Origin of the sequence: Synechococcus elongatus PCC 6301 (assembly GCF_000010065.1) — a bacterium.
Taxonomy (GTDB): domain Bacteria; phylum Cyanobacteriota; class Cyanobacteriia; order Synechococcales; family Synechococcaceae; genus Synechococcus; species Synechococcus elongatus.
Map to the genome: position 1 here is coordinate 1,662,501 of NC_006576.1, position 22,157 is coordinate 1,684,657.

Annotated in this window: 24 protein-coding genes (1 of these 24 only partly in view); 16 read left to right on the forward strand and 8 right to left on the reverse strand. The window is 56.9% G+C overall.

All coding sequences use genetic code 11. From position 1 onward, the window contains the following. A protein-coding gene (locus SYC_RS08170; RefSeq protein WP_231621376.1) for a metal ABC transporter solute-binding protein, Zn/Mn family crosses the window boundary here: on the reverse strand, positions 1-6 show its 5' portion. It extends 819 nt beyond the left edge of the window; 6 of the gene's 825 nt are visible here — the first part of the coding sequence; it begins with the start codon at positions 4-6; its stop codon lies beyond the left edge, outside the window. A 177-nt stretch (positions 7-183) separates the two neighbouring features. Here SYC_RS08170 and SYC_RS08175 point away from each other — a divergent pair, with 177 nt between their 5' ends. The 3 genes from SYC_RS08175 (at position 184) to SYC_RS08185 (ending at position 2,226) form a co-directional block, all read left to right on the forward strand. Continuing rightward, complete coding sequence (locus SYC_RS08175; RefSeq protein ID WP_011243846.1) at positions 184-939, forward strand: metal ABC transporter ATP-binding protein; 756 nt, start codon at positions 184-186, stop codon at positions 937-939. Then, on the forward strand, positions 940-1,770 hold the full coding sequence (locus SYC_RS08180; RefSeq protein WP_011243847.1) for a metal ABC transporter permease: 831 nt from the start codon (positions 940-942) through the stop codon (positions 1,768-1,770). It abuts the gene before it with no gap. A 138-nt stretch (positions 1,771-1,908) separates the two neighbouring features. After that, entirely contained in the window at positions 1,909-2,226 is a 318-nt protein-coding gene (locus SYC_RS08185; RefSeq protein WP_011243848.1) for a DUF1825 family protein, read from the forward strand. 80 nt (positions 2,227-2,306) lie between these two features. Here SYC_RS08185 and SYC_RS08190 read toward each other — a convergent pair whose 3' ends face one another. Then, complete coding sequence (locus tag SYC_RS08190) at positions 2,307-4,184, reverse strand: transglycosylase domain-containing protein (RefSeq protein WP_011243849.1); 1,878 nt, start codon at positions 4,182-4,184, stop codon at positions 2,307-2,309. 69 nt (positions 4,185-4,253) lie between these two features. On the opposite strand from SYC_RS08190, the gene tyrS reads away from it, so the two are divergent. The 3 genes from tyrS to SYC_RS08205 are packed head-to-tail and all read left to right on the forward strand — an operon-like array spanning position 4,254 to position 6,658. After that, positions 4,254-5,462: a tyrosine--tRNA ligase gene (gene tyrS / locus SYC_RS08195; RefSeq protein WP_011243850.1), complete on the forward strand. Its 1,209-nt coding sequence runs from the start codon at positions 4,254-4,256 to the stop codon at positions 5,460-5,462. A gap of 3 nt (positions 5,463-5,465) precedes the next feature. After that, a complete protein-coding gene (gene pyrF, locus SYC_RS08200) occupies positions 5,466-6,188 on the forward strand; it encodes an orotidine-5'-phosphate decarboxylase (protein WP_011243851.1) in 723 nt (240 codons plus the stop codon). Continuing rightward, on the forward strand, positions 6,185-6,658 hold the full coding sequence (locus SYC_RS08205) for a hypothetical protein (protein ID WP_011243852.1): 474 nt from the start codon (positions 6,185-6,187) through the stop codon (positions 6,656-6,658). The genes pyrF and SYC_RS08205 overlap by 4 nt, the downstream gene beginning before the upstream one ends. Before the next feature lie 11 nt (positions 6,659-6,669). Here the strand turns inward: SYC_RS08205 and thiL are convergent, their stop codons facing one another. Together thiL and psbQ are read right to left on the reverse strand one after the other, a co-directional pair. Continuing rightward, the gene (gene thiL, locus SYC_RS08210; protein WP_011243853.1) at positions 6,670-7,653 is read right to left on the reverse strand and encodes a thiamine-phosphate kinase; all 984 of its coding nucleotides are present in this window, start codon (positions 7,651-7,653) and stop codon (positions 6,670-6,672) included. A 13-nt stretch (positions 7,654-7,666) separates the two neighbouring features. Then, on the reverse strand, positions 7,667-8,764 hold the full coding sequence (gene psbQ, locus SYC_RS08215) for a photosystem II protein PsbQ (RefSeq protein ID WP_011378520.1): 1,098 nt from the start codon (positions 8,762-8,764) through the stop codon (positions 7,667-7,669). A gap of 129 nt (positions 8,765-8,893) precedes the next feature. Between psbQ and efp the strand changes: the two genes are divergently transcribed. Together efp and accB are read left to right on the forward strand one after the other, a co-directional pair. Next, a complete protein-coding gene (efp, locus tag SYC_RS08220) occupies positions 8,894-9,451 on the forward strand; it encodes an elongation factor P (RefSeq protein ID WP_011243855.1) in 558 nt (185 codons plus the stop codon). 41 nt (positions 9,452-9,492) lie between these two features. Then, on the forward strand, positions 9,493-9,969 hold the full coding sequence (gene accB / locus SYC_RS08225; protein ID WP_011243856.1) for an acetyl-CoA carboxylase biotin carboxyl carrier protein: 477 nt from the start codon (positions 9,493-9,495) through the stop codon (positions 9,967-9,969). Here accB and SYC_RS08230 read toward each other — a convergent pair. Beyond that, the gene (locus SYC_RS08230; protein ID WP_011243857.1) at positions 9,935-12,937 is read right to left on the reverse strand and encodes an AAA family ATPase; all 3,003 of its coding nucleotides are present in this window, start codon (positions 12,935-12,937) and stop codon (positions 9,935-9,937) included. The two genes, accB and SYC_RS08230, sit on opposite strands and share 35 nt — an antisense overlap. 46 nt (positions 12,938-12,983) lie before the next feature. After that, complete coding sequence (locus SYC_RS08235) at positions 12,984-14,213, reverse strand: aminotransferase class I/II-fold pyridoxal phosphate-dependent enzyme (protein ID WP_011378519.1); 1,230 nt, start codon at positions 14,211-14,213, stop codon at positions 12,984-12,986. A gap of 90 nt (positions 14,214-14,303) precedes the next feature. On the opposite strand from SYC_RS08235, the gene SYC_RS08240 reads away from it, so the two are divergent. After that, entirely contained in the window at positions 14,304-15,140 is an 837-nt protein-coding gene (locus tag SYC_RS08240; RefSeq protein WP_011243859.1) for an acyl-CoA desaturase, read from the forward strand. A 109-nt stretch (positions 15,141-15,249) separates the two neighbouring features. On the opposite strand, the gene SYC_RS08245 is transcribed toward SYC_RS08240, so the two are convergent. Next, entirely contained in the window at positions 15,250-15,765 is a 516-nt protein-coding gene (locus SYC_RS08245) for a GNAT family N-acetyltransferase (RefSeq protein WP_234701760.1), read from the reverse strand. Positions 15,766-16,097: 332 nt separating this feature from the next. Here SYC_RS08245 and rplI point away from each other — a divergent pair, with 332 nt between their 5' ends. Beyond that, complete coding sequence (rplI, locus tag SYC_RS08250; RefSeq protein WP_011243861.1) at positions 16,098-16,556, forward strand: 50S ribosomal protein L9; 459 nt, start codon at positions 16,098-16,100, stop codon at positions 16,554-16,556. A 45-nt stretch (positions 16,557-16,601) separates the two neighbouring features. Here the strand turns inward: rplI and SYC_RS08255 are convergent, their stop codons facing one another. After that, positions 16,602-17,768: a cysteine desulfurase family protein gene (locus SYC_RS08255; RefSeq protein ID WP_011243862.1), complete on the reverse strand. Its 1,167-nt coding sequence runs from the start codon at positions 17,766-17,768 to the stop codon at positions 16,602-16,604. Between the two features lie 163 nt (positions 17,769-17,931). Between SYC_RS08255 and hoxU the strand changes: the two genes are divergently transcribed. The 6 genes from hoxU to hypB are packed head-to-tail and all read left to right on the forward strand — an operon-like array spanning position 17,932 to position 22,152. Continuing rightward, a complete protein-coding gene (gene hoxU / locus SYC_RS08260; RefSeq protein ID WP_011378517.1) occupies positions 17,932-18,648 on the forward strand; it encodes a bidirectional hydrogenase complex protein HoxU in 717 nt (238 codons plus the stop codon). After that, on the forward strand, positions 18,636-19,190 hold the full coding sequence (locus SYC_RS08265) for an oxidoreductase (protein WP_011243864.1): 555 nt from the start codon (positions 18,636-18,638) through the stop codon (positions 19,188-19,190). Before hoxU ends, SYC_RS08265 begins: the two co-directional genes overlap by 13 nt. 9 nt (positions 19,191-19,199) lie before the next feature. Next, positions 19,200-20,630: a Ni/Fe hydrogenase subunit alpha gene (locus tag SYC_RS08270; protein WP_011243865.1), complete on the forward strand. Its 1,431-nt coding sequence runs from the start codon at positions 19,200-19,202 to the stop codon at positions 20,628-20,630. Between the two features lie 8 nt (positions 20,631-20,638). Beyond that, entirely contained in the window at positions 20,639-21,097 is a 459-nt protein-coding gene (locus SYC_RS08275) for a hydrogenase maturation protease (RefSeq protein WP_011243866.1), read from the forward strand. Then, the gene (gene hypA, locus SYC_RS08280; RefSeq protein ID WP_011243867.1) at positions 21,085-21,423 is read left to right on the forward strand and encodes a hydrogenase maturation nickel metallochaperone HypA; all 339 of its coding nucleotides are present in this window, start codon (positions 21,085-21,087) and stop codon (positions 21,421-21,423) included. Before SYC_RS08275 ends, hypA begins: the two co-directional genes overlap by 13 nt. Next, positions 21,424-22,152 carry a hydrogenase nickel incorporation protein HypB gene (gene hypB / locus SYC_RS08285; RefSeq protein WP_011243868.1) on the forward strand — a complete coding sequence of 243 codons (729 nt, stop codon included), beginning with the start codon at positions 21,424-21,426 and terminating at the stop codon, positions 22,150-22,152. Positions 22,153-22,157: the final 5 nt, after the last annotated feature.

Genomic DNA, 22,157 nt, shown 5'->3' on the forward strand with positions numbered 1-22,157 from the left:
AACCACTTTCAGCGGCTCTGACGATCCTGATTCCGCAGAAGGAGTGTTGGATCTGAGAGTTCGACAGGCAACTAAGCTGACGCTGACAACCAGCAGAGCAAACCAAGAAGCAGAGCGCGGCATTGCTGCATCATTTCACTTTTGTTTCATAATAATCTCATGATTGTTTCATGATGTGCGCCCATGTCCCAGGCTTCCGCTCCTAACCCGCCTACGCTGCAGGCGCATCATCTGAGTGCTAGCTATCGCGATCGCGAGGTGTTGCAGGACGTTAATCTCCAGTTGCGAGCTGGCCAAGTGGTCGGCATTGTGGGGCCGAATGGGGCTGGTAAGAGTACCTTTCTTAAGGCGTTGCTGGGACTTGTGCCTCACCAGGGTGAGGTTTTTTGGCGTGGGCTACCTCTCGCAAGTCGGCTACCACATGTCGCCTATGTTCCCCAGCGGGCTCAGGTGGATTTTGATTACCCAGCAACAGTCTGGGATGTGGTCCTCATGGGGCGAGTGGCTCAGACGGGCTGGCTCCGGCGGTTCTCTGCTGCCAGTCAACAAGCAGCTAAGGCTGCGTTAGATCGTGTGGAATTGTGGGATTTGCGATCGCGACCAATTGGGGAACTGTCTGGCGGTCAGCAGCAGCGGGTTTTTATCGCGCGATCGCTCGCTCAAGAGGCCGAGCTATTCCTGTTGGATGAGCCCTTCGCTGGCATCGATCGCCGGAGCGAGGGCTTACTCTATGAAATTTTGCGGGATTTGGCACAGCAAGGACATGGCGTTGTGGTCGTGCATCATGATTTAGGCCAAGCCATTCAGCAATTTGATGAACTGGTGCTGCTGAATCAGCGTGTGATTGCTCAGGGGCATCCGCGCTTGGTCTTGCAGCCTGACCATTTAGCTCGAGCCTATGGAGCGCGCTTGGATATAACTCGGTACGAGGCAGCCTAGATGGAGGTCTTGTTGGAACCGTTGCAATACGCTTTTATGCAGCGATCGCTCGCGGTTGCGCTGCTGATTGGCATTTTGGGAGCCATGGCAGGCAGTTATTTGATGGTGCAGCGTTTGGCGTTGCTCGGTGATGCAATCAGTCATTCTGTCTTAGCCGGTTTAGCAGCTGCCTTTGCTATGGGATTACCGCTCGCTTTTGGCGCATTCGTTGCAGGGCTATTGAGTGCTGCTTCGATTGATCTAATTCGGACACGATCGCCACTCAAAGCAGATGCTGCAATGGGGATTGTGCTCTCAGCTTTCTTTGCCTTGGGTGTGACTTTAATCACCCTAATTCAGAAGCAAAACAAGATTGATCTCAACCATTTCCTGTTTGGCAACTTACTGGCAGTTAGTCCGGCGGATCTCCGTGATACTGCTATCGTGGCTGGACTAGTAGCGATCGCGATTGTGCTCTTTCATAAGGAGCTGCAGTTCTATTGCTTCGATCGGCTAGCTGCCCAAGCAGCAGGTCTGCCTGTGCGCTGGTTTGACTTAGGCCTCACGGTGATTTTGGCAATGACCATTGTGGTCGCCATGAAAGCAGTTGGAGTTCTGCTCGTCATTGCGATGCTGATTACTCCACCGGCGACGGCTTACCTGTGGGTGCGGCGCTTTGTGCCAATGATGCTGTTGGCGATCGCGATCGGGAGTGGTTCCAGTCTCGTCGGTCTTTACCTCAGCTTCTTCTGGGATTTGCCCTCGGGGCCAGCCATTGTTCTGGTGGCTTCCGTCGTCTTTGTGGTCACCCTCCTCATCAATCCTCGCCGCAATTCGCGCAAGCAACGATAGGAGCCTCTGCGCTTAAACTGGAGTACGGACTGAAGTACGGAAACCCCTCCCCAGCTTGCATTGAAGGCGTGAAAACGGGTGTCTTAAAATGCACCCAAGCAACCCCTTTAGTTGCCTTGTTGCATTCTGCCGATCGCTATGGGATTCTTCGACTCCGAAATTGTCCAAGTAGAAGCGCGGCAGTTGTTTGAAGACTATCAGTCGCTGATTCAATTAGGCAGCGACTACGGTAAGTTTGACCGTGAAGGTAAGCGTCTTTATATCAACCAAATGGAAGCGATCATGGATCGCTATCGGATCTTTATGAAGCGATTTGAGTTGTCCGACGATTTTTCAGCCAAGATGACGGTTGAACAACTCAAAACCCAACTAAGTCAGTTTGGAATGACGCCGCAGATGATGTTTGAGCAGATGAATCAAACTCTAGAGCGAATGAAAGCTCAAATTGAGCCCTAGAAGATTGATTTTGCTGCGATTCCCTCAGCCTATTAAGCATTCTTTAGGCTGGAACAGTGGCTCATTCAAGAGCTTTTGGTTTAGGGCTTTGGAAACGACTCAACTGGCTGTTGGGCGAGGGCTTGTTGCATAAATTCTCGCCAAATCGGTGCGGCGATCGCGCCGCCGGTTGCCCCGCCCCCAATTTTGCTGTTGTCATCGTTGCCCAACCAAACAGAAGCCGCAAGATCTGGGGTGTAGCCCACAAACCAGATATCCCGTTCATCAGATGTTGTGCCAGTTTTGCCAGCCACGGGGCGATTGAACTGAGCCGCTCTGCCCGTACCGCTAGTGACCACGGCCTGCATCATCTGATTGAGCTGGGCCACTGCCTTCGACTGCAGTTCTGGCTGAGGCCGAGGCGTATGGTCCAGTAAGCGTCGACCTTGGCTATCGCGCACTTGCAGGATGAGGGTCGGTGGCGCGTACCAACCCCCGCTAGCCAGCGTTGCATAAGCGTTCGTCAGTTCTAGCGGCGTGACCCCGATCGCCCCGAGGGGCAGAGAGACGACTGGCTGCATCGGGCTACTAATGCCAATACGGCGACAAATTTCGATGACGCGATCAAGGCCGACTGTTTGACCGAGGCGCACAGCGGGAATATTGCGGGACTGCGCCAGAGCACTGGTCAGACTCATGTTGCCGGCAAAACTGCGATCGTAGTTCTGAGGGGAATAGGTTTCTGCCCCTAGCTGATAGGTGACAGGGGTATCTGCGATCGAGCTATTGGGCCTATATTTGCCTGTGGCGAGGGCTGCGTAGAAGACAAAAGGCTTAAAGGCAGAACCGGGCTGACGACGCGCTTGGGTCACACGGTTGTACTGACTGGTGCGGTAGTCCACGCCACCCACCATGGCTTTGATGAAGTGGGTACGTGGATCGATCGCGACAAGAGCCATTTCGTCAGCCCGTAAGCCTGCACGGCGATTGCGCTGATAGTTTTCCTGAATGACCTTTTCGGCCAGTCGCTGCATCCGCAGGTCGATCGTGGTTTGGACACGCAGGCCTCCTTGAACCACTGCACTGCGGCCAAACTGTTGGGCGAGTTCCTGAATCACTGCATCGCTGACGTAGGGAGCGCTGCTCGGTCGAAAAGAGCTGATTTCACCAAATTTCAGGGGTTCAGCAGCTGCAGCACTAGCGGCACTGGGGCTGAGCTGGCCGATCTCAACCAGTCGCTGCAACACCAGCCGTTGTCGCTCTTTGGCCCGTTCGAGTCGCTGGGGACTGAGGCGATCGCGCTCATCAAAGGGGGTGTAGAACTCTGGAGCCGCAATCAAACCGGCTAAGAAGCTCGCCTCTGCCCAATCCAAGTTGGCGGCAGACTTATTGAAATAGCTGCGGGATGCCATCTCCACCCCGTAAAGGTTGCGCCCCCAGTAAACCTGGTTGAGATAGAGTTCCAGGATCCGGTCTTTGCTGATGACTTGCTCGAGGCGCAGCGCTAATACCGCTTCACTGAGCTTGCGGCCAAAGTTGCGATCGGGCGTTAGAAACAGGTTTTTGACCAACTGCATGGTTAAGGTTGAACCGCCCTCGACCACGCCCCCAGAACTAAAGTTGGCGACGATCGCGCGGCCAATGCCGATCGGGTTAATGCCGGGATGGTCATAGAAATTACTGTCTTCGATCGCGAGAACCGACTGCTGCAACTTCGGCGAAATTTGGTTGAGTGGGACTGTCTCCCGATTGGCTTCGTCGTGGAGCGCAGCGATCAACTCACCGTTGATGTCGTAGATGTAGGTGGTCTGGCTGGGCACGTAGCGCCGCAGCAGCCGTACGTCAGGCAAGTTCCGAAAGCTGAGGGCTAGTCCCAGTACAGCCCCGATCGCGATCGCACTGCTGCCATAGACAAGGCGCAGCGGCCATTTTCGCCGCGATCGCGGTCGGGGTAATTGTGGTGTTGTCAGGCTGCTCATCGCCCGTCAAACATTTTCCTTTCAGGATAAGCCCCGCCGTATAATCACGGAGTTCAGCAGACTGGAACCGTGACCGATTCTTGGACTTGGCTGCAGCGCGGCACACACGAAATATTCCCTGATCAACCGGAGAGTGCCGATCCGGATGTGTCGTTGTTGGCACGCCTGCAACAGGGCGATCGCCCGCTGCGGATCAAGCTGGGTATTGACCCGACCGGCAGCGATATTCATCTCGGTCACAGCATCATTTTTCGGAAACTGCGTCAGTTTCAAGATGCCGGTCATACAGCGGTTTTGATCATCGGGGATTTCACGGCGCGGATTGGCGACCCCACCGGCAAATCGGAGGTGCGGCGACAGTTGACCGCCGAGGATGTGCAGCGTAATGCCGAGACCTACCTCGATCAACTGCGCCCGATCCTCGACTTCGAGACGCCGGGACGCCTGGAGATTCGCTACAACTCTGAGTGGTTGGCTGGCCTTGATCTAGCGAAAATCCTAGAGCTACTAGGCACCATGACCGTCGGTCAAATGTTGGCCAAAGAAGGATTTTCAGAGCGCTACGACAAAGGAACACCGGTTTACCTGCATGAGTTTCTCTATCCGCTGATGCAGGGCTACGATTCTGTGGCGGTGCAATCGGATGTAGAACTGGGTGGCACAGACCAAAAGTTCAACATTGCTGTGGGAAGAGACTTGCAGCGTCACTTTGGTCTACAGCCTCAATTCGGCTTACTGCTGCCCATTTTGATTGGCTTAGATGGCAGTCAAAAAATGTCCAAATCCTTGGGCAATTATGTCGGCCTTAACGAAGATGCCTTGAGCATGTACTCCAAACTGGAGAAAGTGCCAGATGCTTTAGTGGCTGACTACTTTGAGTTGCTAACTAGCCAAGATTTAGCAGCTCTACCGGAGAATCCTCGCGATCGCCAAAAACTGCTGGCACTTGATGTTGTTAGCCAATACCACGGGGCTGAAGCAGCGGCAGCGGCTCAAAAAGCAGCGCAAGAGCTCGTTCAAGGCAGTGCGGTGCAGGCAGAAGCCGTGCCGGAGTTTCCGCTCAGTCAAGTTAACTTTCCTGCTAAGGCTTTTTACTTAGTCAGTGCTGTGGGCTTGGGGCTGACCAGTTCGGAAGCGCGTCGGCAAATTCAAGGCGGAGCCGTGCGTCTTGATGGCCAAAAATTAGATGATCCAAACCATATTTTCGAAGCCCCTACCGCACTGAAGGGTCGGGTCATTCAAGTTGGCAAGAAAAAGTTCGTCCGTTTGGTGCTGTAATAAATGACTGATTTGGCAGCTCGCGATCGCATCATTGTACCACTGGACGTACCGGACGTTGAAGCTGCGATTACTCTGATTGATCGCTTGCCAGAAGCTCAGTTCTTTAAGGTTGGACTCGAACTGTTTGTGGCAACCGGATCAACGGTTCTAACGATTTTAAAAGAGCGACAGAAAAAGATTTTTCTCGACCTTAAGCTACACGACATTCCCAACACGATGGCCGGAGCTTGTCGCAGTGCGGCTCGCTATGGCGTGGACTTGCTGACCATCCATGCGACTGCTGGTAAACCCGCGCTGGAAGCGGCGCAGGCAGGTGCGATCGCTGGTGCAGCAGCAGCGGGCGTTCAGCCTCCTACCCTGCTGGCCGTCACGGTCTTGACTAGTTTGAGCCAACAGCAACTCACGGAAGAGCTGCATGTGCCGGAAGCAGTCCCCAACTACGTCCAGCATTTGGCCCGTCAAGCCGAAGCCTGTGGCATTGGCGGCTGTGTCTGTTCACCACAGGAACTCGTAGTACTCAAGACCGCCTGCAGTGATGACTTTGTCCGTGTGACCCCGGGGGTGCGGCCCACCTGGGCGGCGGCGGGCGATCAACAACGGGTAATGACGCCTCAGCAAGCGATCGCAGCAGGGGCCACCTACCTTGTGGTTGGCCGGCCGATCACGGCTGCCGATGATCCGGCGGCAGCTTTCCAGCGGGTCTGCGAGGAACTGACCCCATGATCGTCGCTGGGATCGTCGTGGCCACCGTGCCCTGCCAAGCCCCTCTGACTACGATCGCGCCCCAGCTCTTGCAAGACTTACCCGCCTACGCCAACCGCAGCATTCCCCTGCGAGCCGATCAACAACTGCCAGGATCGGTGTTGACGGCGGGACAACTCGATCTAAACTCGTTACCGCTGCCCCTCGGGTCGCCTCCTCCGAGCCAGACCCAGCAGCTGTTTTTTACGACGCTAGAGCGGAGCTTTCTGGGGCAACAGAGCAGTCTCGCTCAAGGATTTCACTGGCTATTTGTGACCCCGAGCGATCGCGGTTGGCAATTTGTCAGCCTCTATTCCCAGTGGGGGCCTTATCCGTTGGCCGATCGCCCTATCACCCCGCCCCAAGAGAGTAGTGGTGGCCGGATTGGGCAAGCGGTTCAGGCTTGGCTACGAGACTGCCGTGCCAATTTTTTGAGTTCAGGATTGCTCTGAAGCTTACATCTTCAATGGGTTGTGAAATGCTGAAAGCCGCGATCGAGACTCAAAATTTCCGTGCGATCGCTCAGTCTTAGCTGAACAACTGGTTTCTCGGTAATCTGGCCGATTACCTGTGCCTGCTCGCCTAGAAGCTCAAGCAGCGCCTGCGCCCAATCTGGCGAGAGGCAGAGCACTAGCTCAAAATCCTCGCCGCCGTAGAGTGCGGCCTGAATCAGGCGATCGCGATCAAAACTCGTTGTGGCTGGCAGCGGTAAAGCCTCGATCACTGCTCCAACCTGACTGGCGCGGCAAATTTGTAAAACAGCATCCGCCAACCCATCACTGCTGTCCATTCCAGCGACTCGCCAAACAGTGCCCGCTGGTTGCGATCGCGCTAGTAGCGGCACCACATCCAAGCGTGGTTTCGGCGCTTGATGGGCGGCGATCGCTTGATCTCGCAGCGGTTCTGCCAGCGTCCATTCTCCTAGTAGATGCCCGAGGCCAAGTCGGGACAGACCATGGGTTCCTGTTGCCATAATCCAATCACCGACTTGAGCTGTCGATCGCCGAATCACGCGATTGGGATTGACCCAACCGAGTGCCGTGACGGCCAGCGTTGCAGTTGGCGATCGACTTAGATCACCGCCAATCAACGGACAGTCGTATTGCTTCAGGCAGCGATCGAGCCCTTGATAAATCTGCTGGAGCCAACTCAGCCGGCGATCGCTCGGGAGTGCCAAGGCTAAGGTGATCCCTGCAGGCGTGGCACCCATGGCTGCTAAATCTGAGAGATTCGCGGCCGCCGCTCGCCAACCGATCGCTGCTGGCGGTGTGGTGGCCTCACTGAAATGGATGCCTTCCACCAAGACATCACTGCTGACGACCAATTGTTGCCCCGCCGGTGGCGTCAGAATGGCTGCATCATCACCGCGCTGTTCGGCTGGGCAAAACGCTTGCAGAAGTGGTAGCAAGCCCTGCTCACCTAGCTCTGAAAGGCTGCGATCGCTCACTCGGAGGCAAGTCCTAGCTGGGCTGAATCAGGTTCTCGGCACCGGAGACTACGGTTGCCTTGAGGATTTTGTCTTCGGGACGCAGTTTTTCCAGCACATCCTTGCCGTCAACCAAATAACCAAAGGCGGCATAGCGACCATCGATCAGGTTGAGGCCAGCTGGCGTCAGCTCAGGCTCAAACAGGAAGAAGAAGAACTGCGAGGAACCACCGTTAAGGTTGTCGCTGGGACGAGCCCAACCCAAAGTGCCAAAAGCGGAGAATGGCAAGACCGGGTTATCGGTATAGCGGCCGAGTTCCTCCAGGGTGGAACCGTAGACCGGCTCGCGATCGCCCTCCACGAGGATTTCCAATGGAATTTGGCGCTCTTGCTTGGTCTTAGGATCGATGAAGCCCGTCTCAGGGCCAACGGGATCACCAATTTGCAGCACGTAAAAATCTTCAGCACGGGTGAAAGGCAGGCCGTTGTAGAAGCCCCGCTGCACTAAATCAACAAAGTTACCGGCAGTGATCGGAGCGCTGTAGCCGTCGACCACAAGGGTCAAGTCACCTTGGGTCGTTTCAACCGCGATCGTGGCCCGACCTTCGAGGCGAGGTAGATTGCGATATTCCTCGGGCACCTCAAAGGGGAAGCGCTCGACCATCAATTCTTCAATCTCACCCACCACTGCAAGGAAGTGGTTGCGAGCTGCTTGAACGTCAGGCTTATTCTTCGCAGCGGTAGCTTCTTCCAGCTTGCTGAGGTCTGTTTTCAGCTCGGCCAAGAGCTCTTCTGCTTGCGATCGCCGCTCTTCTGGCACAGCCGCCAAAATATTTTTCGGGCGCAGATTCAGCACCTTCGACACATGCTTGAGGTTGCGCTCAATCGGTGCCCAGCGCTTAGCGCGGAGGTTATCCGACAGCCCCTCGATGTCTTTTTGGATCTCGCGAATGTCTGGGCTATCGATCGGCAGGGAATAGCGCAGTAAGGCCCGTCCATCGGTGATCGCGTTGCCCGGCGGCAAACCCGCGATCGCGGCGGGGGCGACAGCCAGCATCGGCAACAGCAAAGCGAGGCTGAGAGCCAACAACCCGGGTAGCCAAGCCGCAACGCGACGTGCCAAAGACAGCATGATAGAGCCAGCGAAAGCGTCCAATTCTCTCACTATGCCACAGGGCCTTCGGCCTCCTGCGTCAGAAGCGATCGCCCTGAGCAGTAGAATGTGTTGCGTTCGTTCTCCGCTCTTTCACAGCCGCACGTCATGATCTCTAGCAACGACTTTCGGACCGGAACCACGATCGAAATCGACGGCGCGGTGTGGCGGGTGGTGGAGTTCTTGCACGTCAAACCGGGTAAGGGTTCAGCCTTTGTCCGAACCAAGCTGAAAAATGCCAAAACCGGCAACGTCGTCGAGAAAACCTTCCGCGCTGGCGAAACCGTACCCCAGGCAGTCCTAGAAAAAAGTACGCTGCAGTACACCTACAAAGACGGCGACGATTTTGTGTTCATGGACATGGAGACCTACGAAGAGGGTCGCCTGACTGCAGCCACCATTGGCGATCGCGTCAAGTACCTGAAAGAAGGCATGGAAGCCAACGTAATCACTTGGAATGGTCAAGTGATCGAGGTAGAACTGCCCAACTCGGTGGTCTTGGAAGTAATCGAAACTGATCCAGGTGTCAAAGGTGACACGGCGACCGGCGGTACCAAACCTGCCAAAGTTGAGACTGGTGCTCAGGTGATGGTGCCCTTGTTCATCTCGGTGGGTGAGCGGATCAAAATCGACACTCGCAACGATTCCTACCTCGGTCGGGAGTAAGGACCGATCGCTGTCATCCGAACTGAGAAGGGAGTATCACTGTGCAACTGAACTTCAGCCAACTGCAAGAGCTGCTGACCGTGCTGAGTGACTCAGACATCGCTGAGTTTGACCTCAAAGGTACGGATTTTGAGTTGCACGTGAAGCGCGGCTCGACCGGCGACCCGATCGTCATTGCGGCTCCCACCACGCCCGTTGCTGTCGCTCCCGTGCCCGCTCCCTTACCCGCTCCAACCCCTGCGGCAGCACCGCCTGCTGGACCTCTGGGTGGCGAGAAGTTCCTTGAGATTACGGCGCCGATGGTGGGCACCTTCTATCGCGCTCCAGCACCGGAAGAACCGCCCTTCGTCAATGTTGGCGATCGCATTCAGGTGGGACAGACCGTCTGCATCCTCGAAGCGATGAAGCTGATGAACGAGTTGGAGTCGGAGGTGACGGGGGAAGTCGTCGAGATTCTGGTCCAGAACGGCGAACCGGTGGAGTTTAATCAGCCCCTGTTCCGGTTGCGGCCTCTCTGAGTGCTGTGAGCTGCGACTCCTGGTTCTGTAAAACCACGTGCCAGGTGTCGGCCGCGATCGCCTTCACGCTACTGTCTGCCTCACAAATTAGTCCCTGATCTAGTTCTTCCGTCAGCGCTGCGGTCAGGGCGTTTTTTTGTTGCGGATTAAGCGAACTAAACGGGGCATCAAGGATCAGTAACCTGCTGGAACGATCGGGCTGCTGAGCCAAGAGCTGCACTAAGCTGAGCCGAATGGCGAGATCCAGAAGCACGGCTTCTCCGTCTGCACAGGTGTTGATGCTGCGATCGCCCTGATCGGTCTGGAGGCGAAGCTGCACGCCCGGTGCGCCGCTGGCAGGACTGACGACTTGCCAGAGCAGCTGGCCTTGCTCCCAGCCCCAGCGATCGAGCCAATGCTGGCAGCGCAGTTGGAGATGCCTCAGCCATTGGCGCATCAAGGGAACCGTGAAATCAGCGCGATCGACGAGTGTGGCGAGCTGTTGGGCGGGCTGTTGTTCCTGCTGAATCTGTTGCAACTGCTCGTCTAGACGGGCAATTTGGGCGTGGATCGCCTCAAGATTGCGGCTGGGCGGTAGTTGGGCGATTGCCTGCTCCAGGTTTGTCTGTGCCGCTTGGATTGCTTGTAGCTGGGCTTGGCAGTCTGCGATCGCTTGCTGCAACGGCTGGCGATCCTCGGCAGTGGCGATCGCAGCTTGTTGGGCCAGACTGGCGGTCAAGATTTTCTGCAGTTGCTGAACCTGCGCCTCTAAATCAGCTTGTTCTGCTTGAAGGCGAGGCATGGCCTGTTCAGCTTGCAGGAGTGCTTGGTAGCGTTCGGCAACCTCAGCTTGAGGTGGGGCGGCTTGCGGATCGGTCAGGCCACGTAGACTGGCCTCCACCTGCTGGAGCTGACGCTGTAGTTGCTGGCGGTGCTGGCCGAGGGGACTGTCTGAGAGATGGTTCAAGGCTTGTTGCAGGTCCCGCAGTTGCGTTTCGAGGCGAGGGCGCTCCTGATCCCAGCGCTGCTGCTGGGCCTGGGCCGCTTGCAAGGCGGCATAGCGCTCGGCAATTGCCTGCCACTGGTCAACGGTCTGCTGCGCCAAATTGAGGTCGCGATCGCGGTAGCCTAGCTCCTGAATCTGGCGATCGAGCTGCCGCACCCGCCGTTGCAGATCTGGTGCAAAATCGCCGGCGGCGAGGCTCCGTTCTAGCGTTTGAATCTGCTGATCGAGTTGCTGCAGCTGTTGGGTTTGTTCATCGTGGGCGACTAGCTGAGCTTGCAGTTTGCCTCGTTCTTCGAGGGCTTGGCTGTAGGGCTCCAGATCGACGGCGCGATCGCGATATTCCTGCCGCAGGACCTGAATTTCCCGCTCGGAAACGGCAAATTGTTCGCAGATCACCCAGATCAGGTTTTGAATCTCAGTCTGCTGTTGTTGGTAGCGCTGCTGCAGGTGTTGCCAATGGTCGGGATCGAGGGCCTGATCGCAGAGTGGACAAGTACCGTGGGGGGCGATCGCGCGGGCTTGGGATTCCAGTTCCGCCAGCTGTGCCTCATAGTCCCGTTGTCGAGCTTGCAGCCGCGCCAGAAAATTGCTGCGCTCCTGTTGCTTCTCCTGCACTTGATTGCGGTAATGCTGGTGCTGCTCGAGTTGGGTGATCGTCTGGCTAACGCTAGCCAGTGCCTGTTCCAGTTCGCCGCGATCGCGGTGCTGTTGCCGCAGTTGCAGGCGTTGTCCCTGCAGGTCTTCGAGGTGGGCTTGCAGCCGCAGGCGCGCTTGTCCTAGCTGGGTTTGCACCTGTTGCCGCTGGGCCAGCAGGGGTTGAGCCGCGGTGTGTCGTTGCTGGGCTTGGGCCAATTCTTGCCGAGCTTGTTGTAGTTGTTGGTAGCCTGCCGCGATCGCGGTGGCCTGCTGGAGCAGCGGCTCGAACTGCACTAGCGCCTCCTGTCCAGCTTGAAGCTGTTGCTGAACGGTAGCGATCGCCTGCTGGTGCTGCCGGACGGCGGCATCGTACTGACGTTGGACCTGCTGCAGTTGTTCACTCAGGGCTTGCTGAGCCTCAGTCTGCTGTGCCCAGCGGCTAGCCTGTTGCTGGCTCTGCTGCCACTGTTGCCATTCGGCTCGGATGCTGAGGGCGCGGCTCAAAATGTGCTGGGCTTGGGCCTGTCGCTGTTGATTTTCGGCTAGGAGGCGTTGCTGATCGCCTAGCTGCGTTTGGAGCTGCTGAATCTGCTGGGCGAGGGCTTGGCGATCGCGCTGCTGGTGTTCGGCCGCTTGCCAGCGTTGTTCTAGAGTTTGCTGCTGTTGATCGATTGCGGCTCGCTGCTGCTGCAGTGCGGCCAATTGTTGCTGGTATTGCGATCGCGTTTCAGCCAGTTGTTGTTGCTGGTCTGCTTGCTGCTGGAGCTGCTGCCGCTGAGCGAAGAACCACTCCTCTTCAGCCTGCAAACTCCGATCGCGATCGCGGGCGGCCAAGGCTAAGGGCCGGAGACGATCGAGCTGGAAGAGGTGGGCGAGTTGTTGATAGCGATCGCTGGCTGAACGCTGCACCCAAGGTGATGGCTGCCCTTGGGGTACATAGACCGTGTGACAGAAGTGGGTGTAATCCCAGCCCAGCACCTGAGTCAGCTGCGCTTGCGTGGCGATCGCCGTCGATTGACTGATCTCAGCCCAGGGCTCATCCGGGTGCGATCGCTGCCAGAGCTGGAGCTGGGTGCCCGTTTGGCGATCGTGGCGGCGCTGGACTTGAAACTGCTGATGGCTCTGCTGAAACTCCAGCGTCACTGCCATCCAGTCCGCAGAGTCTTGGATCAAGTCTTGACTGTCTCCGCGCAGACTCTGACCCCACAGCGCCCATGCAATTGCCTCGAGTAGAGCGGTTTTGCCTGATCCCGACACCCCGCTTACAACCACAAGCTGCTGCCCGAGCGCGAGATCAGCCTCCCGGTAACTGAGAAAGTGGTGCAGCTGAAGACGCAGCAGAATCATGCCAACGGCAGTAGGCGAGTCTTGACCTGTAGTCTAGCGATCGCCTTCAAGCGGGACCGATCGCCGCGATCGCGGCTTCGAGTGCGATCGCCACCTGTGCATGGTGGCTGCCCCCTTGGCAAAAGACGGTGTAGGGTTCACGCAGCGGCCCATCGGCAGAAAACTCAGAAGTGCTGCCGTCGATAAATGTGCCGCCGGCCATCACGAGATCACTCTCGTAGCCTGGCATCGGTGCGGGAACGGGGTCGAGGTAAGCGCCGATCGGGGAATGTTGCTGAATCGCCCGACAGAAGGCCACTAGCTTTTCCGCGCTGCCCAAACGGACTGCCTGAATCACATCGCGGCGGGGCTCCCATGGGTCGGGTTGCACGGGATAGCCGAGGCGATCGCAGACCCAAGCAATGAGATGGCTCCCCTTCATGGCCTCAGCGACCATCTGTGGTGCTAGGAACAGCCCCTGAAACAGCAGTCGATTTTGGTCAAAGGTGGCGCCGCCACTGCTGCCAATGCCAGGAGCGGTCAAGCGGCAGGCGGCTGCTTCCACTAAGTCAGCACGCCCCGCCACATAGCCACCGGCTGGTGCGATCGTGCCACCCGGATTTTTAATTAGCGAGCCTGCCATCAGATCCGCACCGACCATCGTCGGCTCGCGGGTCTCGATAAATTCGCCGTAGCAGTTATCAACAAAGCAAACCGTGTCAGGGTTTTGTGACTTGACCAGCGCCACAATCCGAGCGATGTCATCAATACTGAGGCTGCGTCGCCAAGAATAGCCACAGGAGCGCTGAATTAAGGCAAGGCGGGTGTTGGGGCGAATCGCTGTTGTCAACGCCTGCCAATCGACCTCACCAGACTCAGTCAGGGCTAGCTCGCGATAGCTCACCCCAAAATCTTTGAGGGATCCCTGGCCTTCACCGCGAGTGCCAATCACTTCTTCCAGGGTGTCGTAAGGAGCACCCGCGATCGCCAGAAGCTCATCCCCAGGCCGTAAAACGCCGAATAGGGCGGCTGCAATCGCGTGGGTTCCAGAGACAAACTGGATCCTGACCGCTGCAGCTTCGGCTCCGAATACGCGAGCATAGAGACGGTCGAGGGTTTCCCGCCCGAGATCATCGTGGCCATAGCCACTAACCCCTGCGAAGTGATGAACTCCGACCCGCTCGGCCCGAAACGCTTCCAAAACCCGTCCTAGGTTTTCCTTGACCTGAACGTCAAGACCGACAAAAATCTGTAGCAGCTCTGCTTCTGCTTCAGAAACAAGCTGGGGAGTGATCATTTCCATGCCTCAGCGGTTTAACTTCAAAGTGCGATTGACGGACGAAAAGCAGCTCAAAGGCTGAATTGATTTAGAACTCGACACCGCTGAATGACCCTTGCTATCCGACCCAAGCTTGCCTTCAACTGGCCGACCGCCCTGTTCATGGTCGCCATTCACATTGGAGCACTGTTAGCGTTCCTGCCGGCCAACTTTAACTGGCCCGCTGTGGGCGTGATGGTTGCGCTGTATTACATTACCGGTTGTTTTGGCATCACCCTAGGCTGGCACCGGCTAATTTCGCACCGTAGCTTTGAAGTTCCCAAATGGCTGGAATACGTGCTGGTGTTCTGTGGCACCTTGGCCATGCAGCACGGCCCGATCGAATGGATCGGTCTGCACCGCCACCATCACCTCCACTCTGACCAAGATGTCGATCACCACGACTCCAACAAGGGTTTCCTCTGGAGTCACTTCCTGTGGATGATCTACGAAATTCCGGCCCGTACGGAAGTAGACAAGTTCACGCGCGATATCGCTGGCGACCCTGTCTATCGCTTCTTTAACAAATATTTCTTCGGTGTCCAAGTCCTACTGGGGGTACTTTTGTACGCCTGGGGCGAGGCTTGGGTTGGCAATGGCTGGTCTTTCGTCGTTTGGGGGATCTTCGCCCGCTTGGTGGTGGTCTACCACGTCACTTGGCTGGTGAACAGTGCTACCCACAAGTTTGGCTACCGCTCCCATGAGTCTGGCGACCAGTCCACCAACTGCTGGTGGGTTGCCCTTCTGGCCTTTGGTGAAGGCTGGCACAACAACCACCACGCCTACCAGTACTCGGCACGTCATGGCCTGCAGTGGTGGGAATTTGACTTGACTTGGTTGATCATCTGCGGCCTGAAGAAGGTGGGTCTGGCTCGCAAGATCAAAGTGGCGTCTCCAAACAACTAATCGCGCTCAAACCGTTGATTTAAACCACCCCTGATGAAGTTTCATCAGGGGTTTTTTCTGATCTGATGGTTTTGGAAACAGGAGCTTTGATCTAGATAGGGAGCCTGCCTTAGAGAGGTTTGGAGAGAAACAGCCGCCAAGAGCCACCAGTCATCCAAGCCTGCCAAGTGCGATCGCGTTTTTGCAGGCTGTAGCCCTGCTTGGTATAGAGCGATCGCGCCCGATAGTTGCTCTCCAAAACATGGAGGTAGACCTGCGAACTGCCCCGCGATTGGGCGGTTTGCTCAGCCTGACGGAGAAGTTGGCTGGCAAGTCCTTGGCGACGCCAAGCCTCAGCAACGGCCAGATTGGAGCAGTAGGGATAGGCGGTTTGCCGGGGCCAATCCTGTTTAAGTTCCAGCTCAATCACACCAGCGATCGCACCATCGGCGATCGCGATCCAGCAGTCGTAACCAGACTTGCGGCGCTGTAGCCGCTGCTTGAGGTCGGATTGAATACTGAGATAGAGCAGCCAGTAGAGCCAGCTATCCGTGCCGAGATGGCGATGAAAACTCGCCGAGAGCAATTTTGCGATCGCTTCTCGGTCATCAAGCTGAGCGGGACGAAATTCAATCTGGGCAGGCAAAGGACGGTGGTGAAAGCCCTTCTGATTGTAGAGACCTGACTCCACAGAAACCGTTCAATTCGTGCGATCGCTCTCGAAAACCGAGCGACTTTGCGTCATAATATGCGTTTGCGGGTTCACTACCGCTCTCAATCAGTGTGTGTTGCTGAGTGCTGTGATGCAGCCATCAGTAACAGTATTCACATTCAGACAGAAACCGTTCTGCGGTTTCTTTGCTCGCCGAGGGAACCACTCACACTCCCGACGAAGCGAGAGTCTCCGGACTAAGGCTTCATCACAGAAAGCGACAGGCCGGGAAGTGTCCAGAAGGATTAGCCCACGGAATTGCAGTCATGGCCAAGCGAGTTCAAGTCGTTCTCAGTCAAGATGTCTACAAATTGGGGCGCGATGGCGACCTCGTGGAAGTTGCACCGGGCTATGCTCGCAACTTCTTGCTGCCCCAAGGCTTAGCGCAACCGGTGACCCGTGGTGTGCTCAAGCAGGTTGAATTCCGCCGTGCTCGTGAAGCGGCTCGCTTGGTGGCTGAGAAAGAAGCTGCCGTCGCTCGCAAAACAGCGTTGGAAACCATCGGCCGCTTTGTGATTAAGAAGCAAGCTGGTGAAGGTGAGTCGATCTTCGGGACGGTCACCAATGGTGATGTGGCCGAAGCAATCCAAGTGGCGACAACCCAAGAAGTCGATCGCCGCGAAATTACCTTGCCGGAAATCCACAAGCTGGGCTTCTACAAAGTGCAAGTCAAGCTGCACGCTGATGTGACTGCTGAAGTCGAAATCCAGGTTGCAGCGCTCTAGTCTCGACTGAGTTGCTAACTTGCAGTGGGGCTGACTCAAATCGGGTCAGCCTTTTTTATGGCGGGTGAGGCGCGATCGCTCGGCTTGAATGGCTGCGATCAAAATTTCTAGCGTGCGGTCGATCTCCTCGGCAATCGTGAAACGGCCTAGACCAATCCGCAGCGAGGCATGAGCGAGGTCTGGCGATCGCCCGATCGCAGTCAGTACGTGAGACGGCTCAGCATTGCCAGAACTACAAGCTGAACCAGAGGAAACTGCGATCGCCCCTCGGATCCGCTGGATCAGACGACTGGGATCGATTCCTTCGATGCTGAAGTTGAGGTTGCTAGGCAGACGTTGCTGTGGGTCGCCGTTGAGATGGAGACCGCCGATCGCTTGCAGTCCTTGCCAGAGGCGATCGCGCAGGGTCTGCAGTCGCAGGGTTTCAGTGGGTTGTTCAGCGATCGCGAGCTCTGTGGCTTGGGCAAAACCAACGATCAAAGCTGGCGCAAGTGTTCCAGCTCGCAGTCCTTGTTCCTGACTTCCACCGTGCAGTTGCGGCGCGATCGCCACCCCCGATCGCCGGTAGAGCAACCCAATTCCCTTGGGGCCATAGACCTTATGGCCGCTGAGGGAGAGCAGATCGACGTTCAGATCGCTGACATTGAACGGAATTCGTCCGAGGGCTTGAGCGGCATCACAGTGGAACACCACCCCGCGATCGCGACAGAGTGCCCCAATTGCTGCGATCGGTTGCAACACCCCAATCTCGTTGTTGGCGGCCATGACGGAGACCAAAATCGTGTCGGGACGCAGGGCAGCCGCCACTTGCTCAACGCTGATCAAGCCTTGAGAATTGACGGGCAAGACGGTCAGTTGAAAGCCCAATGATTCCAGATAGCGACAGGGAGACAACACGGCTTGATGCTCCGTCGCCACTGTGATCAGGTGTTGGCCTTTGCGGTGCTGGGTCTCGGCCACACCTTTGATCGCTAGATTGTTGGCTTCCGTCGCGCCGCTACAAAAAATGAGCTCTTCAGGTTGTGCCGCGATCGCCGTTGCCAGAGTTTCTCGAGCGACTTGTACGGCGGCGGCGGCTTCGAGTCCATAGCGATGGCTGCGGCTAGCGGGATTGCCAAACTGCTCACCCCAAAACGGCTGCATGGCTGTGACCACCCGCGAATCAACCGGTGTGGTGGCGTGGTAGTCCAAATAAATCGGATCTTTTGACATCCGTTCTGCTCGGCCTCTAGCCCTGATCTCTAGTCTGCAAGCTGGCTTTGCGATCGCGAATCTAAAGCCTCTGGTGTAGTTTTGGGCATGGCCCAAGCGTGCTAGCCAGGATAAAGGCGACTGACCTGCAATGGGTCAGCAGATCCCTGTGGTGACTCCGTCGATGTCTGTCGTCACCTTACAAATTGATGATCAAGAGCTGGCTGCCAACGTAGGCCAAACGGTGCTGCAGGTGGCTCGCGAGGCGAGCATTCCGATTCCGACCCTCTGCCATCTTCAAGGGGTGAGTGATGTAGGAGCCTGTCGTCTCTGCGTCGTGGAAGTGGCGGGATCGCCTAAGCTGCAACCGGCTTGTTTACTGACGGTCAGTGAAGGTTTGGTGGTGCAAACGCGATCGCCCCGCCTTGAGCGCTACCGCCGCCAGATTGTCGAACTCTTTTTTGCGGAAGGCAATCACGTTTGTGCGATCTGTGTGGCCAATGGCAATTGCGAACTGCAGGATGCCGCGATCGCCGTCGGCATGGATCACAGCCGCTACCCTTACCGTTTCCCGAAACGGGACGTCGATCTATCGCACCGCTTCTTTGGGCTGGATCACAATCGCTGCATTCTCTGTACGCGCTGTGTGCGGGTTTGTGACGAAATCGAAGGGGCGCATGTCTGGGATGTGGCGATGAGGGGCGAGCACTGTCGGATTGTTGCCGGCATGGATCAGCCTTGGGGCGCAGTCGATGCCTGCACCAACTGCGGCAAATGTATCGATGCCTGCCCGACCGGAGCGCTGTTCCACAAGGGCGAAACTACGGGCGAAATTGAGCGCGATCGCGACAAGTTAGCGTTCTTGGCCGAAGCACGAGGACAGCGGCGATGGACAAGATAAAGCTGGCAACCGTTTGGCTGGCGGGCTGTTCGGGTTGCCACATGTCCTTTTTAGATTTGGATGAATGGCTGATCGATTTGGCGGAGCGCGTCGAGGTCGTCTTCAGTCCTGTTGCTTGCGATCGCAAGGACTATCCCGAAGGCGTCGATCTCTGCCTGATTGAAGGAGCGGTTGCCAATCTCGATAATTTGGAGCTGCTCCACCAAGTCCGCGATCGCACCCGCATTTTGGTGTCCTTTGGCGACTGCGCGATTCATGCCAATGTGCCAGGGATGCGCAATCTCTGGGGGGCTGAATCTGCCGCTGCTGTTCTGGAACGGGGCTATCTGGAGCTGGCCGATACGACGCCGCAATTGCCGAATGAGCCCGGAATTGTGCCGCCGCTGCTCAATCGCGTTACACCGATTCACGAACTGGTGGCGATTGAGCATTATCTGCCGGGCTGTCCGCCGCCCGCCGATCGCATTCGCAGTCTGCTGCAAGCGCTGCTCGACCAGCAAACCCCGCCCCACTCCGGTCGGGACTTGCTGAAATTTGGTTGAGGCTGGATTATGACGCGCACGATTGTCATTGATCCAGTAACGCGGATTGAAGGCCACGCCAAGATCTCCGTGTTTTTGGATGATCAGGGCAATGCCGAGGCAGCGCGGTTTCACGTCGTTGAATATCGCGGCTTTGAAAAGTTCTGCGAGGGCCGCCCCTTTACCGAAATGGCGGGGATCACGGCGCGGATCTGCGGCATTTGTCCGGTCAGCCACCTACTGGCCGCCGCGAAAACCGGCGACAAAATTCTGGCGGTGCAGATCCCGCCAGCCGCGGAAAACCTGCGTCGATTGATCAATCTGGCCCAGATCATCCAGTCCCACGCCCTCAGCTTTTTTCATCTCAGTAGCCCCGATTTTCTGCTGGGCTGGGATAGTGATCCGGCAAGGCGTAATCTCTTCGGCTTGATTGCTGCTGATCCAGAAAGCGCTCGCGCCGGCATCCGACTCCGGCAGTTTGGACAGCAGCTGATCGAGTGGTTGGGGGGGCGCAAAATTCATGCAGCTTGGGCGGTACCGGGCGGGGTGCGGAGTCTTCTCAGTCAGGAAGGCATGGTTTGGATCCGCGATCGCCTACCCGCTGAGCTAGCGACAGTACGGGCCACGCTCGATCGCTTCAAACGGCTGCTCGATCGCGAGTTCCGAGAAGAAACAGCCGTCTTTGGCGACTTCCCCAGCTTGTTCATGGGGCTGGTGGCCGATAACGGCGACTGGGAGCACTACGGCGGTCATCTCCGCTTTGTTGATAGCCAAGGACGGATCATTGCCGATCGCCTCAGGGAGGATGACTATGCCAGCTTTTTGGGTGAAGCGGTCGAACCGTGGTCCTATCTCAAATTTCCCTACTACAAGCCGTGGGGCTACCCTGAGGGGATGTATCGGGTTGGGCCGCTGGCGCGTCTCAATGTCTGCGATCGCATCGGTACGGGCAGGGGCGGAAGCAGAGCGACAGGAACTGCGCGATCGCGTGGTGGCACAGTCACCAGCAGCTTCCTCTATCACTACGCTCGGCTAGTCGAAATTTTGGCGAGCCTCGAGAAGATTGCGGAGATGGTTGAAGACCCCAACCTGCAAACAGGATTCCTGCGATCGCAGGCTGGGGTCAATTGTCTGGAGGCGATTGGTGTCAGTGAGGCACCTCGTGGGACGTTATTCCACCACTACCGCGTCGATTCCCACGGCAAAATCGAGCGCGTCAACCTGATCATTGCCACGGGCCAAAACAATCTGGCGATGAATCGCACTGTTACCCAAATTGCCCAACACTACATTCGCCATGGGGAGGTGCAGGAGTCTTTTCTGAACCGAGTGGAGGCGGGTATTCGCTGCTTTGATCCCTGCCTTTCCTGCTCAACCCATACAGCCGGACAAATGCCCCTCAAAATCGAGATTTTTGACAGTCGGGGGGAACTCTACCAATGCCTATGTCGTGATCTCTAATCCCAGCAATGTGCCTTGTAATCGGCTATGGCAATGCACTGCGGAGTGATGATGGCGCCGGGATCGCTGTTGCTGAAGCGATCGCTCGCTGGCCCGGAACGACGTTTCGAGCGATCGCCTGTCATCAAGTCCTGCCGGAGCTAGCCGCAGAATTAGCCACGGTACCCACGGTCATTTTTGTCGATGCCTATCCCGCCGCCGATTGCACGGATGGTGGAGTGGAAATGCGGCGATTGTCTCCGGATATCGAAGCATCCATGCTCAGTCCTCACGACCTAACGCCTGCAGCTTTACTGGGGTTGTGTGAGCGACTCTACGGCCATTGCCCCACGGCTTACTGGGTACTGATTCCAGGTCATGACTGGCATTTTTCAGAACAGCTGTCGCCGGCTACCCAGTCGGGGGTGCAGCAAGCCCTCTGGCTGATTCGCCATTGGAACGACCAAGAGGTGCTGTGCACGAATTAAGTCTGGCGACTGCCTTGGTAGAGACTGCGCTCTGGCAGGCAGTTCAAGCCGAGGCGCAGCAAATCGTCAGTCTGAAGCTGCGATTGGGAACTTGGGCAGGCGTGGATGCGGAGGCGCTGCGATTTGCCTTTTCCCTTGTGCAGCAAGACACGATCGCTGCCTCGGCGCAATTAGTGATTGAGTCAGTGCCTGCTCAATTTCGCTGTCAGACCTGTGGCCAGCAAACCCCACCGCCGCTGTTAGCTGCCTGTTCCCACTGTGGAAGCGATCGCTGGCAGTTGCAGCAGGGGCGAGAGTTGCAGTTGCAATCGATGGAGGTGGTTTAGATGTGTGGTGTTTGTGGCTGCCAAAGTCCCGATCCGGTCGTGATTGCTACGCCGGAGCCACGCCAGATTTCTTTGGCAGAAGCGATTTTGCATCGTAATGATCATGCGGCAGCGCATAATCGCGAGCATTTTCAGCGGGCTGGCGTGCTAGCGCTTAACCTATTGTCGTCGCCCGGTTCCGGCAAAACGGCGCTGCTAGAACGGACGTTGCGCGAGTTGCCGCCTACCCTGCGACCGGCTGCGATCGTGGGTGATCTGGCGACCGATCGCGATGCCCAGCGTCTGCAAGCAACGGGTGCGCCGGCGATTCAGATTGAAACGGGCGAACTCTGCCATCTGGAAGCGGATCTCGTTCATCGTGCCTGCCATCAGCTCGACCTGAGCGCGATCGATATTCTCTTCATCGAAAATGTTGGCAATTTGGTTTGTCCTGCTGCGTTTGACCTTGGGGAAGAGCGGCGGGTGTTGCTGCTGTCGGTGACGGAGGGCGAGGATAAGCCGCTCAAGTATCCCAGTGCCTTTAGTCGTGCTGATCTGGTGCTGATTACTAAAGTCGATTTAGCCGAGGCAGTGGAGTTTGATCAGGCGGCGGCGATCGCCAATCTGCGGGCAGTCAATCCCACGGCGACGATTCTGCCGGTCAGCAGTCGGGGCGGACAGGGTTGGAGCGACTGGCTGGATTGGTTGCAGGTGCAGCGATCTCATCTTCTAGCGCCGGTCAAAGCTTAAATTGC

Bases quoted from the DNA above. Each gene is read 5' to 3' on its own strand.
- SYC_RS08175 (WP_011243846.1), top strand. From the start codon at position 184: ATGTCCCAGGCTTCCGCTCCTAACCCGCCTACGCTGCAGGCGCATCAT.
- SYC_RS08180 (WP_011243847.1), top strand. From the start codon at position 940: ATGGAGGTCTTGTTGGAACCGTTGCAATACGCTTTTATGCAGCGATCG.
- SYC_RS08185 (WP_011243848.1), top strand. From the start codon at position 1,909: ATGGGATTCTTCGACTCCGAAATTGTCCAAGTAGAAGCGCGGCAGTTG.
- SYC_RS08190 (WP_011243849.1), bottom strand. From the start codon at position 4,184: ATGAGCAGCCTGACAACACCACAATTACCCCGACCGCGATCGCGGCGA.
- pyrF (WP_011243851.1), top strand. From the start codon at position 5,466: ATGACTGATTTGGCAGCTCGCGATCGCATCATTGTACCACTGGACGTA.
- SYC_RS08205 (WP_011243852.1), top strand. From the start codon at position 6,185: ATGATCGTCGCTGGGATCGTCGTGGCCACCGTGCCCTGCCAAGCCCCT.
- psbQ (WP_011378520.1), bottom strand. From the start codon at position 8,764: ATGCTGTCTTTGGCACGTCGCGTTGCGGCTTGGCTACCCGGGTTGTTG.
- efp (WP_011243855.1), top strand. From the start codon at position 8,894: ATGATCTCTAGCAACGACTTTCGGACCGGAACCACGATCGAAATCGAC.
- SYC_RS08230 (WP_011243857.1), bottom strand. From the start codon at position 12,937: ATGATTCTGCTGCGTCTTCAGCTGCACCACTTTCTCAGTTACCGGGAG.
- SYC_RS08235 (WP_011378519.1), bottom strand. From the start codon at position 14,213: ATGATCACTCCCCAGCTTGTTTCTGAAGCAGAAGCAGAGCTGCTACAG.
- SYC_RS08240 (WP_011243859.1), top strand. From the start codon at position 14,304: ATGACCCTTGCTATCCGACCCAAGCTTGCCTTCAACTGGCCGACCGCC.
- rplI (WP_011243861.1), top strand. From the start codon at position 16,098: ATGGCCAAGCGAGTTCAAGTCGTTCTCAGTCAAGATGTCTACAAATTG.
- SYC_RS08255 (WP_011243862.1), bottom strand. From the start codon at position 17,768: ATGTCAAAAGATCCGATTTATTTGGACTACCACGCCACCACACCGGTT.
- hoxU (WP_011378517.1), top strand. From the start codon at position 17,932: ATGTCTGTCGTCACCTTACAAATTGATGATCAAGAGCTGGCTGCCAAC.
- SYC_RS08265 (WP_011243864.1), top strand. From the start codon at position 18,636: ATGGACAAGATAAAGCTGGCAACCGTTTGGCTGGCGGGCTGTTCGGGT.
- SYC_RS08270 (WP_011243865.1), top strand. From the start codon at position 19,200: ATGACGCGCACGATTGTCATTGATCCAGTAACGCGGATTGAAGGCCAC.
- SYC_RS08275 (WP_011243866.1), top strand. From the start codon at position 20,639: ATGTGCCTTGTAATCGGCTATGGCAATGCACTGCGGAGTGATGATGGC.
- hypB (WP_011243868.1), top strand. From the start codon at position 21,424: ATGTGTGGTGTTTGTGGCTGCCAAAGTCCCGATCCGGTCGTGATTGCT.